Raw genomic sequence first — 17,196 nt, 5'->3', positions numbered from 1 at the left:
GCCGGCACTCCTCACACAGGCGGCCGGCAGGAGGCAACTCCCCCCTGCGCCGCCGCTGAACAAGACTCGCCGCCGAAAGTCGCAGCCGTACGTCGAGAATGTTTCAGCCACCGCTCGGTGGAGTACGAAGATCACGGCAGGCCACGGGAAAGGGCGCGAACCGCCCGCCCGAGGTGGTGATGCGGTGCGCACCCTTGCCGGAGTGAACCGGGACCGTGCGCATCGTGGTCTGCCGTCGCCGATTCCCGGCACCCGTCCGGCCGCTCCGGTGGCGGCGTCACGGGCACCGCGCGGCGAGCGTTCTCAGCGTGGCCTCTCCAGCGTGAGGACGGCTCTGGCGATGACGGTCATGAGGTTGGGGCTGCAGCGCGCACTGCGGAAGATCCGCCAGGACTTCAGGCGGGCGACTCCGCGTTCGACGGGTGCTCGGGCTGCGGACAGGGCCCGGTCGACGGTCCGCTCGGTGGAGGTGAGTTCGCCGCCTGACGGGCGGCGCTTCGCACTGGTGGCCCGGTCCCCGGCTCCGGTGCAGGCCGTGTCCGCGAGGGCCGGGACGCCCTGGCGCTCACAGATTCGGATGATCTTGGGGGTACGGGCAGCCGTCAGGTCGTGGGTCCGGCCCGGCAGCGTCGGCGGCAGCCACAGGACCTGGCCGGCGGAATCGGTGAGGGCCTGCACGTTCACGCCGTGCCGTCTGCGCTTGCAGGAAACCAACGAGGCGCCTGCGCTGACGGGTTGAGACGTCGAACATCTCTCCCAACGGCACGGGGGCCTCGTGCGTCGCGGATGCCGGCCTCGTCACCTGTCCGGCGGCAGCGCTGAAAACGCTCAGCGACGCAGCCCGGTCAGAAGAAGTTGCGCATTTTGAATTTCCATGCGTCCAGTCGGCTGCACTCAGGGAATTTTACGGTGGGCCGCGTCCATTCCCTGTCCAGATGTTCCTTTGCCATCTTCTCCAGGTTGGCGCTCACGTTCGATTCCCAGTCCTTCGGGATCGCCCGGCACGTCAGGTATTCGAAGATCGGGTCGTCTGCAGGGATTCCCACGCCGTACGATTCAACGGTGTCGGCGAGCCGAACCACATGCCCTTTTCTTACCTTTTCGCCCTCTCTGATTGGATAGTCATTCTCCTGATTGAGGCCTGCGAGGATGATTTCATCCGTAATGACGACGTGGACTTCCTCGTCCTCCCAGCATTGCTGATACGAGGTCTTCGTCTTGTGGTCGATATCTTTCTCCTTCAGGTACTCCTCCGACGTCGACCCGATGGCGGTGCAGATGCGGCCCCGGTCGTACTTCTCTCCGATGTCGTCGATTCCTTCTACCGAGGCAGCACCCTCTTCCGTTTCCCACACCAGCGCGGACAGGCTTGTCTTGAAATAGGGGCCGACGAAATCAAGCGGAGCGGTGGCGTGTTTCCTGGCCTTCGTCGCCTGGGATCCGTCCATGGTCCAGGTCGCTACGACGAAGTCCACTGCTCCGCTCTGCAGCAGTCGGTCACGGTCCTTCGTTTCCACGGCTTCAAAATCCACCTTGTTTCGGGGGAATCCAAGACCTGCGGCAATATTGTATGCCAAGTCGATTTCGAAGCCCTGCCATTTGTCGGGTGCTATTTCCCTGGCGAGGCCTGGCTGATCCGCTTTGACTCCGACCTTGATGACACCCCTGTCGTGTATTTGGCGGATCTGAGCGGAGTCCTCGTGCGAGACGGAGAACACGGAGTATCCCCCCAGAAGCAGGGCCAGGGCAGCCGCCGGAAGCCCCACGAGGCGGACGGCCTTCCGTCGCCTTACCGGGATCGGATTGCCGTCCGGGATGTTCGCGGTCCGCCGGGGAACCGCGTCAGCCCTTGAGGTGGCAGACGTGCGCGACGGCGGTGTTCCCGGGCCGCTGGTTTCGGAGGGGGACCGTTGCTGCGCGGGAACACCCGGCAGAGGGGCGTCACCGGAAGGGGCGTAGGCGGCGTTCTTGATGAACGGGGCGCGGTCCAGGTGGTCGCGGCACTGCTTTGACGGCTGGGGCCTGTTCCTGAGGGTGAGCTCTTTACTCAGCCGGCGGAAGATGCTGTCGAGATCAAGGTAACGAGGCAGGCCCGGGATCCCGTTGCGCAGTACGGCGAGTAACGCGCCTGTGAACGCGGTGAATTCCTCGCCCGGCGGTGACACCGCAGTGGCGGTCTCGCTCGCTGCGGCGAGGACGTAGGTTCCCGCCACCTCAAAAAGGGCGGAGTCGGACTGCAACCCGAAGGCGCGGGCGGCGTAGCAGCAGTCGAGGATGACGACGCGCCGCTCGGCGCGACTTTTCTCGACATGTTCCTTGACCCAGGCGTACGGGACCGCGGTGTCGTGCACGGACTCCCGCTCACTGCTTCGCACCGCCAGGTGAAAGTGTCCGGACCAGTCGATGAGTCCGTGGCCTGCGTAGTACACCAGCAGGGTGTCGGTGGCCTCCTTGGCGGCCTCTTCCACGGCGCGCGAGAGATCGCGGGGCGATGCCGGGTCACGAAGGACGGTGCAGTTCGCCACGGGAAGGTTCCAGGCGGCGGTGATGAGATCGGCCAGGTCCTCGACGTTGCGGCGCGTCGCCGGCAAGGGGTGGAGTTCGTTGAACCGTCCGGCGCCGATCAGCACGATGCGGGTTCCCGACGGGTCGGGCAGGCCCGTGCCGGCGAGGGGGCTTGTCAATTCGCCGTCGTCGGGGGCCGGAGGCTGCTTCGTGGAGGTCATCCTTCGAAGAGGCGTCGGATCATCGCCTCGGCTTCCTCTCCGGAAGCATCACCGGGAATCTCGATCTGTTCTCCCACCGCCCGCACGATGACGGATTCGGGCGGGCTGGGGCGGCTGGCTCGCCAGGAAGCTATGGACACGGCCAGCGAAGCAGCACTGAATCCGCTGCTGACCAGCAGCGTGATCAGATCCAGCAGATCGCCCTGCAGTCCGGGGGTCGCCGGCCGTGCCGATCCCGGTACGACCTGCGCATGACGGCGCACGGCCGAGTCCGCCTCAAGCCACCGGCCCAACGAGCGGAGTTCGTCCTCGGCCCCGCTGCCGCTGCACTGAACGACGATCTCCAAAACGGCCCCCGTTCCAGGATAGGGCGCCAAGTATAGGGGCGGCAGGCGGAGTTGTCGGGGCATGACTGACCACCTCGGCCTCGGCGCCGAGGCCTGGGAGTGGTTCGTTTCGTACGCCGGACGGTGCTGACGGCTGGCGCGTGTGCCGGAAGTGCTCTGGGCCCGCCGCGACGGCATGTCCTTCGTGTGCCGTCGCAGCGGGTCATGGCTCAGCCGGCCTGGGTGTTCGATCCTGTGGGCAGGAGGAACATCAGGGCCCCCATGGCGGCGAAGGCTGCGCCGATCCACCACAGGACGTGGGTGAAGGCGTCGCGGTTGACCGCGGCGTCGGGTGAACCGTTGGTGGCGGAGAAGAACACGAGGGTGGTCAGGGCGGTCCCCAGGGCCATGCCCAGGTGGATCGAGGTGTTGAACAGTCCCGAGGCGGAACCGGCGTTCTCGTGCGGGACCTTGCTGAGCGACAGGTCGGCGAGCGGTCCTCCGATGGTGCCGAAGGCGAGGCCGAGCAGTAGCAGGGGCGGCGCCATCGCGAGGAGCGTCAGGCCGGCCTGTCCGCTGCTGATGTGGATTGCGTAGCCTGCCGTCGCGAGAAGGGCGAGCAGGGCTCCGGCCTGAGGCAGGCGGCGTCCATAGCGCCCCGCGGTCTTCATCGTGATCCCGACGCCGGCCAGCTCGCCGACGGTGAGCAGCACGAAGGCCAGGGCCGCGTGGAGTGGGCTCATGCCCAGACCGTGCTGGAGGAACAGCGTCCAGGTGATGAAGAACATGCCCGACAGCAGGCCGAACGTCAGCTGCGCGGACAGGCCGGCGGAGAACGCCTTCTCGCGGAACAGGGCCAACACCACGAGCGGGGCATCGTGCTGTCTGCGCTGCTGCTGGCGCAGGAACACACCGAGCACGGCGAGTCCTGCGGCGAGCATGGCGAAGCACCACAGCGGCCACCGGTGGGCGTGGCCCGCGGTGAGCGGGAAGACGATCAGGACGACGGCGAGCGCGGAGAGCAGCACGCCCATCAGGTCCAGGCGCTCCGCCTTGGGTGCGGTCGACTCGGTGAGGAACTTCCAGCCGCCGAGGAGTACGGCTAGGCCGATGGGCAGGTTGATCAGGAAAATCGTCCGCCACCCCCATCCGAACAGGTCTGCTCCGGTGAGCACGCCGCCCAGGACCGGTCCCAGGACCGAGCCGACGGTCAGGACGGCTCCGTAGAGGCTGAAGGCGCGGCTGCGGTGCTCACCCTCGAAGGTGACGTGGAGAGATGCAAGGACTTGCGGGATCATCACCGCAGCCCCTATGCCTTGGAGCACGCGGGCGCCGATGAGCATCCCGGGCCCCTGGGCGAGCCCGCACAGCAGGGAAGCTGTGGTGAAGACCGCGGTGCCCAGCAGGAAGACCTTGCGCCTGCCGTAGGTGTCGCCGAGCCGGCCGCCCGAGACCAGGCCGAGAGCGAGGGCGAGTCCGTAGCCGGCGGTGAGCCACTGCACCTGGGCCGGGGTGGCACCGAGCGAGGCTTGGAGGGTGGGGATGGCGTTGAGGACGACCGAGTGGTCCAGGACGTTCATGAGCTCGGCGACCAGGACCACCGCCAGCGATATCTTCGCGGCCAGGGCCACTTCGGACGTACCTGGCCGGGCCGAGGGCCGGGGAGAGGGCTGCGGCTCGTTACCGAGCGCGGGGGAAACCACGGGAAAGCTCCTGATCGAGGAATCGGGGAGCCCACCGTCAGCCACGCCGGGGCAGCACAGCACAGAGCCCGGGGCAGACGGCAGAGCTGCACCCGGGAAACAGCAAGGGAAAGGCGGGGGGTGACGCAACTCAGACCAGCGCGACGTCCGCTCCCGCACACGTGCGACACATCAGCACGCGGGGAAACGACGGACGGCTACTTGGCCTGGGGGTACAAGCTCACCTCAAGATCGTGAAACGAAGAGTTCGAGCCCCACCGCCGAGATCGCCACGCAGCAGGAATCTCAACACAGTACGGCAGTCGTCGGGGCCCGCGCACCCCGCATACCTCGCAAGCGGCTCGTCGAGCACGGGCCGGGGTTCACAGCCACTCGTTGAGAGCCGCGACGAGGACGGTCGCCTCGTAGCGGACAGCGAGTTTGGAAGTCGGCTCACGATCCGGTGCCAGGTGCGGTTCCGCTGCCATCGGCGGAAGAGGTCGTACACCCGTCCCCACGGCCCGTACTCGTCAGGTACGTCCCGCCACGGAACACCGGTACGGACCCGGAACCGTATGCCGTCGACCACCTGCCGCCGGGGCCGGGCAGGCGGCCGGCCCGCCTTCGCGCCCTTCGGCAGCGGCGGCTCCGACACCGCCCACTGCTCGTCCGCGACACCTCCCCGGCCCATGAACCGTGATCATTCACAGCACGGGATTCCCTACGTACCGTCTCGACGTGCGGGCCCCTCAGGCTGTTCCCCCGTCCCAGGTCGCGGTGTCCGGGTCGAGGCCGTGGGCGCGGGCGTCGGCGTCGACGAGGTGGCGGAACCAGGTGGCGAGGCCTGGGCGGACGCCGTCGTAGTGGGCGGCGAACCCCGGGTCGTCCTCGTACATGCGGGCGAGGCAGACCTGCATCTCCCTGGTGAGGGGGAAGTTCGCGGCGAAGACGTCGCGGTGCCGCTCGACGAGTCGATGTGCTTCCGGGCTGCCGGGAGCCACACCGGCGTCCATCGCCTCCCCGAGGGCCCGGTCGAGAGCGGCGATGTCGTCGGCGACGGCCTGCCACTCCTCCGGGGTGCGGGAGGCCGAACGTTCGGCGTACTGCCGCCACTGCGTGGTGTCCCCGTAGAGGTGGCGCGCCTTGACCGCCCCCTCCGGATCCCACCGGGGGCCGAAGATCGCGGCCTGCTGCTCCGCGGTCAGCAGCATGCCGCGCTCCTGGGCGTCGATCATCCGGTCCAGCCCGGTGATCAACTGCTGGAGACGTTCGATCCGTTCGGCCACCTGGGTGCGCTGTGTACGCAGCGCGGCGGGCACGTCGGTGGCCGAGTCGTCCAGGACGGCCCGGATCTTGTCCAAACCGAGGCCGAGCTCACGGTAGACGACGATGCGGTGCAGGCGTTCCAGGTCAGCGGCGGTGTAGAGGCGGTATCCAGCAGCCGTGCGCAGCGAAGGGCGCGCCAGTCCGATGTCGTCCCAGTGGTGCAGCGCGCGGACCGTCACGGACAGGCGCGTCGACACCTGTCCTACGGTCAGGCCCTCGGCGTCCGGTGTCTCAGCCATGGTCCTCATTGTCATCGTCGCCGGGCGGGGTGATCCCCATGGCTTCCAGGTTCCGTGCCTCCTGGCCGGCCGGATCGAAGGGCTTCGCCGCGGTGAAGACGATCCGGGCGTTCTCGGGCGTGATCACCTCCACGTCACGGGTGTTCCAGGGCGTGTCACGCGGGCCGTCCACCGCGTCCGGACGCAGCGCGCGGCACGCCTCGGCGAGGGATTCGACCTGGCTGAGGACGCCAGAGAAGCTGAAGCTCATCGCCGGGGGCTGTTCCGGAACGCTCTCCGCCGCGATGAGGAGGACGTCCTGGAACGCCCAGCGGCGCAGGTGCACCAGCGCGCCGGGGACGCTGAACAGCTCGAAGAACCCGAGGCCCCGGGTCCAGAAGTCCACCGACTCCGCCAGGTCGGTCGTGGGGACCGATACGAAGGAGGGCATGCCGTAGATGCCGTGGAACGGCTCCGGCGGAACCGCGTCCGGGCCGGGGGCGGGGACGGGGCTCATCTCGAACGCGTTGTAGTAGTCGCTCATGGGCCCCACTGTTGAGCCTCACGCAACGTGAGGGTCAAGCCGGAGACGTGAGGTGTTCTCCGACGCGCCGGCAGCCGGGCCCCGCCCCGGCCCCCACCCCGGCCCACGCAGCACACAGCACACAGCACACAGCACGCAAGCGCAGACCGGGGCCGGGCCGGGGCGTGGTCAGCCCTTCAGGAACCGGGTGATCTCCGGGGCGACCTTCTTCGGGGCCATGACGACGGCCCCGTGGTTGAGTCCGGGCAGCGTCCGGTGGTCGGCCTTCGGCAGTATCCCGGCGAGGGCTCCGGCCGCACGCTGGAAGGCCGCCGGGCTCTTGCCGCCGGTCAGGACCAGGGTGGGGACGTCCACGCCCTTCCACTCCCCCTCGTCGAGCGGCCTGCCCCGCTGCGTGTCGCCCATGACGGCGATGTCGTACGGGAGGGTGCGGGCCAGGCCGACGAGGTTCTTCCAGATCTTCGGCATGAGCTTCATGAAGGACACGGCGATGCCCGGCATGCCCTGCACCTTCGTCATGAAGTACTTGACCGCCTCGCCGTCCCGGCCCTGCGCCAGCAGCGCGCCGACCTGCTCCGCGAGGTCCGGGGGCGGCCCGGCGTCGCCCTTCGCGACCACGAACGGCGGCTCGTACAGGGCCAGTCGGTCCACCTTCACCCCGGCGGCGACCGCGCGCAGGGCGAGCACCGCACCGGAGGACGAGCCGAACAGCGAGGCCGAGCCGCCAAGTCGGTCGACCAGCACGGCGATGTCCTCGATCTCACGGTCGACGGCGTAGGCGTCGGCATCACCACTGGCCCCCCGGCCGCGCCGGTCGTAGTTGACCACGGTGAAGTGCTCGGCGAGCAGCGCGGCGAGCTTCACCGTGTCGGAGCGATCGGCCAGCGCCGACGCCACCAGAACGACGGCGGGCCCGCTGCCCGACCGTTCGTAGGCGATCTCCGTGCCGTCGGCGGAAACGACGACGGCCGTGCCCCCTCCCTCGGTGCCGGACTGCGAACGGACGTGGTCTGCGGCCATGGGTGACTCCCGGTCTGCGTACAGGAAAGGGCGACCGGACCGGTCGCCCCGGATGCAGACCCCCGGGCCGCCGAGAACTCATCGGCGCGCCGGCGAGATCCTCCGCGCGCTTCCCCGCGGGGCGCGTCGCCGCCCGCCCCGGCGCGCCCCGCACGGAAAGCGCCCGGGGAGGTGCGGAGGCGCACCCGTGGCAGCATGTTGACATGAGCTTGACAGTCACAGGCCCGCCCCCGAGGCTCGGAATCCCCCAAGAACCATGGACAGCTTGACGACAATGAGGTGGAGACCCATGCGATCACGCCCCATCGGATTCCTCGTCTCGGCCATCGCCGGCGCGGCCCTCGCGTTCGGCGGCACGACCACCGCCTCCGCGGGCCCGTCCCCCGCCCCGGCCCCCGGCTCCGCTTCGGCCACGGACGTCGGTACGGCCGACGCCTGTTACACCTGGAGCGGAACCCTCCGCGAGGGCTCCAGCGGGGAAGCCGTGCGCCAGCTCCAGATCCGGGTCTCGGGCTACCCGGGCTACGGCAGCCAGATCGCCGTCGACGGACAGTTCGGCCCGGCCACCAAGGCGGCGGTCGCGCGCTTCCAGGCCGCGTACGGGCTGGCCTCCGACGGCATTGCCGGAACCCAGACGTTCAACAAGATCTACCAGCTCCAGGACGACGACTGCACCCCGGTCAACTTCACCTACGCCGAGCTGAACCGCTGCAACTCGGACTGGTCCGGGGGCAAGGTCAGCGCCGGAACCGCGCGCGCCAACGCCCTGGTGACCATGTGGAAGCTCCAGGCGATGCGGCACGCGATGGGCGACCGGCCGATCGTCGTCAACGGCGGCTTCCGCAGCGTGTCCTGCAACAGCGCGGTCGGCGGCGCGACCAACAGCCGCCACATGTACGGCCACGCGGCGGACCTCGGGGCGGGCTCCCAGGGCTTCTGCGCCCTCGCCAAGGCCGCGCGCAACCACGGCTTCACCGAGATCCTCGGCCCGGGCTACCCCGGCCACAACGACCACACCCACATCGCCGGGGGCAGCGGACGCTTCTGGTCCGCGCCCAGCTGCGGCATCTGAGGCCCGGGAGGGGCGGGGCCTCGCAGCGGGAGGTCCCGCCCCTCCGCGCACGGCAAGCGGACCCGAGCCCTCGCCGTCGACGGGCGGCCCCGACCCGTCACGGCGGGCGGACGGTCGGTCGGTCGGCCCCGTGTCGCACAGCAGACGGCCGACCCCGTACCGCGGAGCGGCCGGCCGGCCCCGCATCGCACGGCCGGCGGTCAGCCCCGGGCCCCCTCCGCCCCCTCCGCTCCGTCCGCTCCGTCCGCCGCGACGGCGATCGTCCCCTGAGCCACCGCGCACAGCGTCTCCGCCCCCTCCGCGTCCACCATCAGCAGGTCGCAGCGGCAGACCACGCGCGTACGGCCGGCGCGGACCACCGCCGCCCGAGCGCGCAGCACCTCGCCCCGGGCCGGACGCAGATAGTCGATGGTGAAACCGGCGGTGAGGACGGCCGGGCCCACGGCCGCACCCGCCGCGAAGGTGAGCGCGTTGTCGGCCGCGTAACTCAGGACGCCGCCGTGCACGAACCCGTTCTGCTGGCGCAGCTCGTCCCGGACGTCCAGCTCCAGGACCGCCTCGCCGTCACCGAAGGCCGTCAGCCGTGCACCCAGCAGGACGCTGAAGGGCTGCGCCTCCAACACCTTCCGCCCGTACGCGAGTTCCGAGGCTTCCGCCTCCATGCTCCACCTCATCTCCGGGAAAGGACGGGACGAGCGTCGCCTCCCCGCCGCCCTCCCGTCAACGCCGGACCCGCCCCCGGACCGGCCCGCTACTGTCTGCCGCATGGAGAAGAACACGATCCCGCGCGGACGGTGGTTCGACGACGACGACTTCCGCACGCTGGTGAAGGAGGTCGTGCCGCTGCGGCCGGACTCGTGGACCCTGGCGGATTTCGCGCGGGCCACCTCCGCGCTGGGCTGGGAACTCCGGGAACCGAGGACGGTCGGGGACAGCGTCTGGCACAGGTTCGCCCCGCGGAACGGCCCCTCGTACGGGTACGGCACCCTGGTCGCCGACGCGTCCGCGCCCGAGCGGATACGCAGGCTGAACGTCAGCCTCGTCGACCTGCCCGAGGAGGACGTCTTCTCCGTCGCGGGCCGTACGCGCGCCGCGTGGTGGGTCATGGAGGAAGAACTGGGCCCGCCCGCGATGTGGGGAGGCTGCTCGGGCCCGTGGATGCTGTGGCGGCGCCCCGGGGCCGACGCGCCCGGCGGCCCCCGGCCCCACGGCCTCCCCGATCTCCTGGTGCACACGTACGACGACGGCCGGATGAGCCTGGACCTCCTGCCGCCCGGATCGGAGGCCGGCACCGTCGGGCAGGCGGGCGCCCGGGGCCGCTGGTACGCCGCCGAGCCGTCCCACCTGCCGCCCGCCTCCGTTTCCGCCGCACCCGATCGGCCCGCCACCACCTGGGAGGAGGTGGAGAAGCGCCTGGCCCAGGCCCTGCGGCCCCTCAACCGCTGCGCGCCGTTCTTCCCCGGCAGGTTCATCCTGCACCTGGGGGCGGCCCACGATCCGCAGCGCTTCGTCCAGTGCTGGAGCCAGGACCTGAGCCTCGTCATCGAGGCCACCGGCTACCTCCACCACCCGGACGCGGCCAACCCCGCGCACCTGGCCCGGAACGGCTGGGATTTCTCCCGCTCGATCTGGCAACGCCGCTTCCCCGACGCCATGGAGGACCGCGATCAGGCGGCGGCCACCGCCTCCCGCATGCTCATCGAGGAGCTACGGCACCTGGGCGTCGAGTTGGCCGACCTCTCCTACGACGGCACGATCAGCGGGCGGGGCCGGGGCTTCCACCTCGAACTCCCGGACCTGGGCGTCCCGCGCGTCCACCAGCCCGTCGCCGACTGAGGCGAGCACGCGTCCCGAGGTGTTCCCGCCACCGGCGCCGCCGCACGGTGGCGGGTCGCCATGCCGGTGCTCCGGCCGACGAGGGGCGGCCGTCCCGGTGTGCTCGGTGCACATCCCGACCGTCCCCCGGCCCGAGGAACACGATGCCCGGCCGGAGCCCTACAGCGTCATACGGCAGTAGAGTCCGTGGCCGTGTGACCGGGCCGCTCTGGCCAGTGCCGCGAGCTCGTCGAGGAAATCCGCGAGGTGGCGGGCGTCCGCGGCGCCGTAGAACTCCTCCGCCCGCGACCACGGTACGGATATCTCGGCCAGCAGCTCGCGGGGGGCCTCCGCCAGAGCGTCGCGCACCTCGTCCGGCAGGGTGACGATCCAGGTGCTCTCCGCCTCCGGACTCGTCACCAGGTGAGCGAACCGGGGATGGCGGATGACGGCTTCGACGGGTTCCCGCATCAGCAGCGCCACCGCCTTCCCGAGGAGGACAGCGGGATCGATCGTCTTCACGCAGACCGTGGCGAACCCCGCGTCATCCGGCCCCTCCGCAAAGGCCGAGGCCGCTTCCTGATCACCTGGAGCACGGAAATAGTCGAAGAAGACGCCCATGCCGAGGAGTCTTGCAGGGGGCTCTGACAGTCGGCGGACGGCCGCGGCCGTCGGCACGGGCCGAGGGTGGGGCCGCCAGCGGCTTCGGTCGCCTCCGTGCCGTCCCCGGTGGCAGGGTCACGATCCGGGGCCGCCGTGCCGGCGAGGGTGTTCCGCGCGACCGTCCGTGACCCGGTCGAGTCCGTAGAAGTCCGCGACGCAGCCGCCGGGCCAGTAGGCGCGGCCGCCCTGGCTGAACGGTTCCAGCATCTGGCTGATCACCAGGCGCTCGTACGGCATGACCCGTTCGCCGTGGGCCGCTCCCTCGCGCAGTCGGCGGTCCTGCGCGTCCCACTTCCCGGCCCGGTCCCGCAGCGCCGTGTCCAGGTGGGCCAGGGCGATGGCCGGGCCCACGCAGACCAGGACGCAGAGCACGGCGCATACGGCCTTCGCCGGGGCCGCGGTGCGGGGGGCGTACCGGCGGAGGACCAGGCCCAGCAGGGTTCCCGCCCCGACGAGGAGGATCACATACAGCAGCAGGTAGTCGTTCCACAGCCGGTTCGCGCTCGTATCGCTCACCCGTGCGCCGAACACCGGGTAGGCGATGACCGTGCAGAGGTAGCCGGAGACCAGGAGCGCGAGCGCCCCGGCGGTGAGGAGCAGCGGCCCGTGCGCGGGCGGGCGGGGCGCCGTGCCGTCCGCCCTCCGGCACAGCAGCCCCAGCAGCACGCCCGCCGCGACCGCGCCGACGTACTGCCAGGTGGTGACCACGGTGACGGTGATCTCGGCGAACGCCCGCAGCGACGCGGCCAACGAGTCCGAGGCGAGCAGGGACGCGGTCTCCGCGCCGAAGCGCTCCCTGCGGGTGCGGGAGCCGGGCGAGGTGATGAGGACGAGGGCCCCGGCCGCCGTTCCGGCGAGGCCCGCCGCGCACCACAGCCGGATGAACCCCCGGTGCGCCGCGGCGACGGTCCGGCCGGAGACGAGAAGCGCGGCCAGGAGCACCGCCACCACCACGATCGCCGTCTCCTCCGACAGCGTGGCGAGGAAGGCCGCCGCGGCCAGGGCGACGGCCACCGCGAAGGCGCGCCCCCGGCGCGAGCGGGCGAGCAGGAGCGGGATGAGGGCGGCGCAGGCCAGGACGGGCGGCAGGGTGTGCGAGACGGACGCGGCGGGCCAGTAGAACGTCTTGTACGTGTTCGGCGTGGCGAACAGGAAGAGGGCGGTGGTCATGGCCGCGAGCAGGAGCGGCAGCCCGGGCGGGGTGCGCAGAGCTGCCCGGCGCAGGGCGAGGACGGCCGCCGCCCACAGCACCGCGACCACCAGGACCCCGCTGACCACGGGGAACCACTGGTGCCCGGCGACCTGGAACTTCGCGTACGCCCCGACCAGCAGCGCGTTGGCGACCCGCCCGTTGTCGTCGAGGTAGAACTTCCCGACCAGGCCGCCGACGCCGTCGTCCCGTACGAGCGGCAGGAAGCACCAGTCGTCCGCGCCGGGCCGCACCCACCGCCCGAACCAGGACGCGGCGGCGAGGAGGGCGAGGGGCGGGAGCGCGAGGGCGGTCACCCAGAGAGCGGTCCAGGGGCGGCCCGAGGGGGCTCGGCCCCCGCCCCGCCCCGCCCGGCCCCGCCCGGCCCGGGCGGTCGCGGTCGCGCGCTGCGGACCGGAGGGGGCGGCGCCCACGGGTACGTCGTCGGGCATCGCGGCCCTCACCGGTCCCGGGACGAGCGGGTGGGCAGCGTCGCGGGGGCGGGGCGGCCGGGCGCCGTCTCCGCCGCGCCTCCCGCCCCCTCCGCCGCTTCCGTCCGCGTACCCGCCTCCGTCCGCGTACCCGCCTCCGCGTCCGCCCCCGCCGCCGTCTCCGCTTCCACCACCGCCTCCGGGGCCGCGGCCTCCCCGGTCTGCCCCGAGGTGATCGCCCAGCGCGCCAGCAGGAACGAGACCGGGGTGACGAGGACGCCCGCCGCCAGCGCGGCGAGGTTCTTGTCCATCCCGAGGCCGCTGACCGCCCCGTAGAGCAGCGCCCCGGACGCCACCAGGTTCACCAGGCTGGAGAGCGGGAAGCGGACGAACCCGCGCCAGGTCGGCCGCGTCCGGCAGGTGACGTAGGAGTTGAGCAGGAACGAGCACACGATGCTGACCACGTAGCCGATGACATGGGCCGTCAGGTACGGGATCCAGCGGTTGAGCGTGGCGTAGACGGCGAGGTAGACGGCGGTGTTCACGCATCCGATGAGGACGAAACTGGTGAACTGGCGGACCGTGCGCGTCCGGCCGGGGCGGGGGGCGGCGGGTTCCGCGGTGACGGCGGCGGAGTGGGCCACCACCCGTTCACCGGTGAGAGCCGGCCGGCGCGGCGGACCGTCCGGCAGCATGCGGCAGGTCGCGTCGGTCTCCCGCACCACGTACGGCGGCCGGTGCTTCGCCTCGTGGTAGATGCGGCCCACGTACTCCCCGATCACCCCGAGCGTCACCAGCTGGATGCCGCTGAGGGCGACGACGGCGGTGAGCAGGGTGGCGTACCCCGGGGTGTCCGCCCCGTGCAGGACGACGCCGACGACCGTCCACAGGGCGTAGACCAGGGCCGAGACGAAGACCCAGAAGCCGGTGTAGATCGCGAGGCGGAGCGGTCGGTCGTTGAAGGAGAGCAGGCCGTCGATGCCGTAGTTCAGCAGCCGTTTGCCACCCCACTTGGAGCGGCCCGCCGCCCGTTCGCTGTTGCGGTAGCGGAAGGTGACCGTGTCGAAGCCGATCCAGGAGAAGATCCCCTTGGAGAAGCGGTTGCTCTCGGGGAGGGAGAGGACGCTCTCCACCGCCCGCCTCGACAGCAGCCGGAAGTCCCCGGAGCCGTCGATCAGCTCCACGTCCATGCAGCGGCGGACCAGGGCGTAGTAGGTGTGGCTGAGGGTGGTGCGGACCATGCCCTCGCCCGTGCGGTCGCGGCGCGGGATGACCTGGTCGTAGCCGTGCCGGTGCAGCTCCAGCATGCGGGGGATCAGCTCGGGCGGGTGCTGGAGGTCGGCGTCCATGATGACCACGGCGGCGCCCCGCGCCATGCGGAGGCCGGCGAGCATGGCGGCCTCCTTGCCGAAGTTGCGGCTGAAGGCGGTGTAGTGGACGCGCGGGTCGCCGGCGGCGATGGCGCTGAGCAGGGGGCGGGTGCGGTCCCGGCTGCCGTCGTCCACGTAGCAGATCTCGAAGCTCTCCCCGAGCGCGTCCAGGACGCCGAGGAGGGTGGCGTGGAAGGACTCGATGACCTCGGCCTCGTCGAAACACGGCACGACGACCGACAGCTGAAGGTCCGCCACACGTCACCTCCGGACTTCGGTCCTCAGCACCTGCGGGGCCTCGGATACCGGGCCCGGAGCACGCCACGTTCGGCCCCATCTGACGACGGGCGGCGGCCTCCGCCTCTTCGTACACGCACGGGTGGACCGCTTTCCCGCCTCCTTTCATGCGAACAGCCGACGCGGGCCGGAGACCGTTCACGCGGTCGGCGGCGTGAGCCGGTGGACCGCCGGGTCGCGGGGGCACAGGAGCGCACATAGCCTCGCAAAGGTGACGTCTCCACCCCTGGCGCGGATCGCCGCCCCGCTGGCTCTGCTGCTCGCCGTGTGCTGGCTGGTGCTCCCCGCCGCCGGGGCCGCCCGCGCCGACGACCCCGTCGAGCTGTCCCGGGACGGGCAGATCACCGACCGGGTGGGGGCCCTCGGCGACCGGGCGGCGCAGGTGGAGGAGGCCCTCGACCGGTTGTACGCCGAGCACCGCGTCCAGCTCTTCGTGGTGTACGTACGCGACTTCTCCGGCCGGTCCGGGCAGAGCTGGAGCGACGAGACCGCCGACCGCAACGGCCTCGGCCAGGACGACGTGCTGCTCTCCGTCGCCACCCACGACCGCCGGTACGGCTACTCCGTCGACGCCGACGCGCCGCTCACCGACGAGCAGTTGCGGGACGTGGCACGCACGGCGATCGAACCCGCGCTGCGGGAGAACGACTGGGCGGGAGCGGCGGTCGGCGCGGCCGACGGGTACGCCTCCTCCCTCGCCGGGCGCCCCGTGACCGCGCCCGCCGTCACCCCGGGCCCCGCCGACCCCGGGGCGGGCCCGTCCGAGTCCGTCGGGGCGCGCGACTACATCCTTCCGGTGGCGGTCGTCGCGGGCGCGGGCGCGTTCGGCGTCTACGCGTACGCCCGGCGCAGACGGCGTACGGCGGCCCGTACCACCCCGGCGGCCACCGGCTGGGGGCGGACCGCCGGGACGGGTGGTGCGCCGGGGCCGCCGGAGCCGCTGCCGGAGCTGGACGCGCGGACCCGGCAGGTGCTGGTGGACACCGACGACGCGGTGCGCACCAGCGAGGAGGAACTCGGTTTCGCCACGGCCCAGTTCGGCGAGGAGGCGGCGAAGCCGTTCACGGAGGCGGTCGCGCGGGCGAAGGAGGAGCTGACGCAGTCCTTCCGGTTGCGTCAGCGGCTCGACGACGCGTTCCCCGAGGACGATCCGGCCCGCCGCCGGATGCTGGAGGAGATCCTGCGGCGGTGCGCAGCTGCGGACGAGGGCCTGGACGCCGTCTCCGAGGACTTCGACCGGTTGCGCGCCCTGGAACGCGACGCTCCGCGGGCCCTCGCCGCCGTGACGGCCGCCCACCGCGACCTCACCGGCCGGATCGCGGCGGCCGGGTCGGGCGTCGCCGAGCTGCGGGAGCGGTACGGGGAACGGGTCGCCGCGCCCGTGGCCGCCGACGTCGAGCAGGCGCAGGACCGGCTCGTCTTCGCGGGCTCGGCCGTGGAGCAGGCTCGTGCGGCGGTCGAGGGCGGCGAGAACTCCCGGGCCGCCGTGTACATCCGGGGAGCCGAGGGCGCGGTGGACCAGGCGGGCACGCTGCTGGACTCGGTGGACCGGCGGGCGGCGGAGCTGGACGAGGCCGCGGGGAAGCTGGCCGCGGCGCTGACCGAGACGGAGACGGACCTCGCCGACGCGGGCGGGCTGCTCGAAGGGGCCGCCGAGGGCGCGTCGACCGCCGATCTGCGCGGCCGGATCGCCCGCGCCGAGGCCGTACTCGCCGATGTGCGGAACGCGGCGGCGGGACCGTACGACCCGATCGACGCGCTGCGCCGGGTGGAAGAGGCGGACGCGGCACTGGACGAGGCGCTGGCGGGGGCCCGGGACCAGGAGCGGGGCGAGGCGAAGGCCCGCGCCCTCCTCGACCAGGCGATGCTCACCGCCCGGTCCTCGGTCGGGGCGGCGGCGGACTACGTCACGACACACCGGGGCGCGGTCGGCAGCGGGGCCCGTACCCGGCTCGCGGAGGCGCAGCGGCGGTGGGAGCGGGCCCGGGAGCTGACGCCCGTGGACGCCCGGGGGGCGCTGGCCGAGGCGCGGCAGGCGGACGCGCTGGCCGGGCAGGCGCTGGCCCTGGCCGAACAGGACGTACGTGGTTTCCGCTCCCCGCAGGGCCCCGGCGGGCCGGGCGGAACGGGTGGGGCGGTGCTCGGCGGCATCCTTCTCGGCGGCCTGTTCGGGGGCGGGGGAAGGGGCGGGACGTACGGGGGCGGGTTCGGCGGAAGGGGGCGGTCCGGGGGCTTCGGCGGGACGCCGGGCAGTTTCGGCGGGGGCGGAACCCGGGGCCGGCGGGGCGGCGGGGGCGGAACCCGGGGCCGGCGGGGCGGCGGGGGCCGCTTCTGAACGACGACGGGGGACGGGCGAAAACCCCGGCCCCGCACCTCCGACAGCGGACCGCACCCCACACACCGCGCACCGCCGACAGCCGAGACCGGCCACCGCCCGCCCGCCGCCGACCACCGCACATCGAGACCGACCACCGTCCGCTGACCGCCCCCCTCCGACCGACGACCGCCACCCGCCGA

General features: G+C 72.0%; 14 protein-coding genes and 1 pseudogene. 3 read left to right on the top strand and 12 right to left on the bottom strand.

Features of this window, described 5'->3' with window-relative positions; translation table 11 throughout:
- Nucleotides 1-303: 303 nt before the first annotated feature.
- The 8 genes and pseudogenes from ACH4K1_RS04000 to ACH4K1_RS03965 all read right to left on the bottom strand — a co-directional run.
- A pseudogene (locus tag ACH4K1_RS04000) lies at nt 304-720 on the bottom strand (transposase family protein); the annotation flags it as partial.
- Between the two features lie 125 nt (nt 721-845).
- Complete coding sequence (locus ACH4K1_RS03995; protein ID WP_398086308.1) at nt 846-2,726, bottom strand: caspase family protein; 1,881 nt, start codon at nt 2,724-2,726, stop codon at nt 846-848.
- Nucleotides 2,723-3,073, bottom strand: a complete 351-nt coding sequence (locus ACH4K1_RS03990) for a hypothetical protein (protein WP_398086306.1) — start codon at nt 3,071-3,073, stop codon at nt 2,723-2,725. The genes ACH4K1_RS03995 and ACH4K1_RS03990 overlap by 4 nt, the downstream gene beginning before the upstream one ends.
- Nucleotides 3,074-3,282: 209 nt before the next feature.
- Complete coding sequence (locus ACH4K1_RS03985) at nt 3,283-4,755, bottom strand: MFS transporter (protein WP_398086304.1); 1,473 nt, start codon at nt 4,753-4,755, stop codon at nt 3,283-3,285.
- A 220-nt stretch (nt 4,756-4,975) separates the two neighbouring features.
- The gene (locus tag ACH4K1_RS03980; RefSeq protein ID WP_398086301.1) at nt 4,976-5,425 is read right to left on the bottom strand and encodes a transposase; all 450 of its coding nucleotides are present in this window, start codon (nt 5,423-5,425) and stop codon (nt 4,976-4,978) included.
- A 58-nt stretch (nt 5,426-5,483) separates the two neighbouring features.
- Nucleotides 5,484-6,299, bottom strand: a complete 816-nt coding sequence (locus ACH4K1_RS03975; protein WP_398086299.1) for a MerR family transcriptional regulator — start codon at nt 6,297-6,299, stop codon at nt 5,484-5,486.
- Nucleotides 6,292-6,822: a VOC family protein gene (locus ACH4K1_RS03970; RefSeq protein ID WP_398086296.1), complete on the bottom strand. Its 531-nt coding sequence runs from the start codon at nt 6,820-6,822 to the stop codon at nt 6,292-6,294. Before ACH4K1_RS03970 ends, ACH4K1_RS03975 begins: the two co-directional genes overlap by 8 nt.
- Nucleotides 6,823-6,990: 168 nt before the next feature.
- Entirely contained in the window at nt 6,991-7,842 is an 852-nt protein-coding gene (locus ACH4K1_RS03965; protein ID WP_398086293.1) for an alpha/beta fold hydrolase, read from the bottom strand.
- A gap of 289 nt (nt 7,843-8,131) precedes the next feature.
- Here ACH4K1_RS03965 and ACH4K1_RS03960 point away from each other — a divergent pair, with 289 nt between their 5' ends.
- Nucleotides 8,132-8,914, top strand: coding sequence for a D-Ala-D-Ala carboxypeptidase family metallohydrolase (locus ACH4K1_RS03960; protein ID WP_398086290.1), 783 nt, complete (start codon nt 8,132-8,134; stop codon nt 8,912-8,914).
- A gap of 200 nt (nt 8,915-9,114) precedes the next feature.
- Here the strand turns inward: ACH4K1_RS03960 and ACH4K1_RS03955 are convergent, their stop codons facing one another.
- Entirely contained in the window at nt 9,115-9,576 is a 462-nt protein-coding gene (locus ACH4K1_RS03955; RefSeq protein ID WP_398086287.1) for a PaaI family thioesterase, read from the bottom strand.
- A 103-nt stretch (nt 9,577-9,679) separates the two neighbouring features.
- Between ACH4K1_RS03955 and ACH4K1_RS03950 the strand changes: the two genes are divergently transcribed.
- Nucleotides 9,680-10,750: a hypothetical protein gene (locus ACH4K1_RS03950; RefSeq protein ID WP_398086284.1), complete on the top strand. Its 1,071-nt coding sequence runs from the start codon at nt 9,680-9,682 to the stop codon at nt 10,748-10,750.
- Nucleotides 10,751-10,909: 159 nt separating this feature from the next.
- Here ACH4K1_RS03950 and ACH4K1_RS03945 read toward each other — a convergent pair whose 3' ends face one another.
- The 3 genes from ACH4K1_RS03945 to ACH4K1_RS03935 form a co-directional block, all read right to left on the bottom strand.
- On the bottom strand, nt 10,910-11,350 hold the full coding sequence (locus ACH4K1_RS03945; protein WP_398086281.1) for a hypothetical protein: 441 nt from the start codon (nt 11,348-11,350) through the stop codon (nt 10,910-10,912).
- A 117-nt stretch (nt 11,351-11,467) separates the two neighbouring features.
- Nucleotides 11,468-13,033 carry a DUF6056 family protein gene (locus tag ACH4K1_RS03940; protein ID WP_398086279.1) on the bottom strand — a complete coding sequence of 522 codons (1,566 nt, stop codon included), beginning with the start codon at nt 13,031-13,033 and terminating at the stop codon, nt 11,468-11,470.
- A gap of 8 nt (nt 13,034-13,041) precedes the next feature.
- Nucleotides 13,042-14,640, bottom strand: a complete 1,599-nt coding sequence (locus tag ACH4K1_RS03935) for a glycosyltransferase (protein WP_398086277.1) — start codon at nt 14,638-14,640, stop codon at nt 13,042-13,044.
- 250 nt (nt 14,641-14,890) lie between these two features.
- On the opposite strand from ACH4K1_RS03935, the gene ACH4K1_RS03930 reads away from it, so the two are divergent.
- On the top strand, nt 14,891-17,014 hold the full coding sequence (locus ACH4K1_RS03930; RefSeq protein ID WP_398086274.1) for a TPM domain-containing protein: 2,124 nt from the start codon (nt 14,891-14,893) through the stop codon (nt 17,012-17,014).
- The last annotated feature ends 182 nt before the right edge of the window (nt 17,015-17,196 follow it).

The organism is Streptomyces sp. NPDC017448, from assembly GCF_044330565.1.
GTDB lineage: Bacteria > Actinomycetota > Actinomycetes > Streptomycetales > Streptomycetaceae > Streptomyces.
Note: the sequence above shows the minus strand (reverse complement) of the source record. Positions and strands in the feature narration are given on the sequence as shown.

What these genes read in the sequence shown, in the direction of transcription:
- ACH4K1_RS03995 (WP_398086308.1), bottom strand. Translation starts at nt 2,726, where the DNA reads ATGACCTCCACGAAGCAGCCTCCGGCCCCCGACGACGGCGAATTGACA.
- ACH4K1_RS03980 (WP_398086301.1), bottom strand. Translation starts at nt 5,425, where the DNA reads ATGGGCCGGGGAGGTGTCGCGGACGAGCAGTGGGCGGTGTCGGAGCCG.
- ACH4K1_RS03975 (WP_398086299.1), bottom strand. Translation starts at nt 6,299, where the DNA reads ATGGCTGAGACACCGGACGCCGAGGGCCTGACCGTAGGACAGGTGTCG.
- ACH4K1_RS03970 (WP_398086296.1), bottom strand. Translation starts at nt 6,822, where the DNA reads ATGAGCGACTACTACAACGCGTTCGAGATGAGCCCCGTCCCCGCCCCC.
- ACH4K1_RS03965 (WP_398086293.1), bottom strand. Translation starts at nt 7,842, where the DNA reads ATGGCCGCAGACCACGTCCGTTCGCAGTCCGGCACCGAGGGAGGGGGC.
- ACH4K1_RS03960 (WP_398086290.1), top strand. Translation starts at nt 8,132, where the DNA reads ATGCGATCACGCCCCATCGGATTCCTCGTCTCGGCCATCGCCGGCGCG.
- ACH4K1_RS03955 (WP_398086287.1), bottom strand. Translation starts at nt 9,576, where the DNA reads ATGGAGGCGGAAGCCTCGGAACTCGCGTACGGGCGGAAGGTGTTGGAG.
- ACH4K1_RS03950 (WP_398086284.1), top strand. Translation starts at nt 9,680, where the DNA reads ATGGAGAAGAACACGATCCCGCGCGGACGGTGGTTCGACGACGACGAC.
- ACH4K1_RS03945 (WP_398086281.1), bottom strand. Translation starts at nt 11,350, where the DNA reads ATGGGCGTCTTCTTCGACTATTTCCGTGCTCCAGGTGATCAGGAAGCG.
- ACH4K1_RS03940 (WP_398086279.1), bottom strand. Translation starts at nt 13,033, where the DNA reads ATGCCCGACGACGTACCCGTGGGCGCCGCCCCCTCCGGTCCGCAGCGC.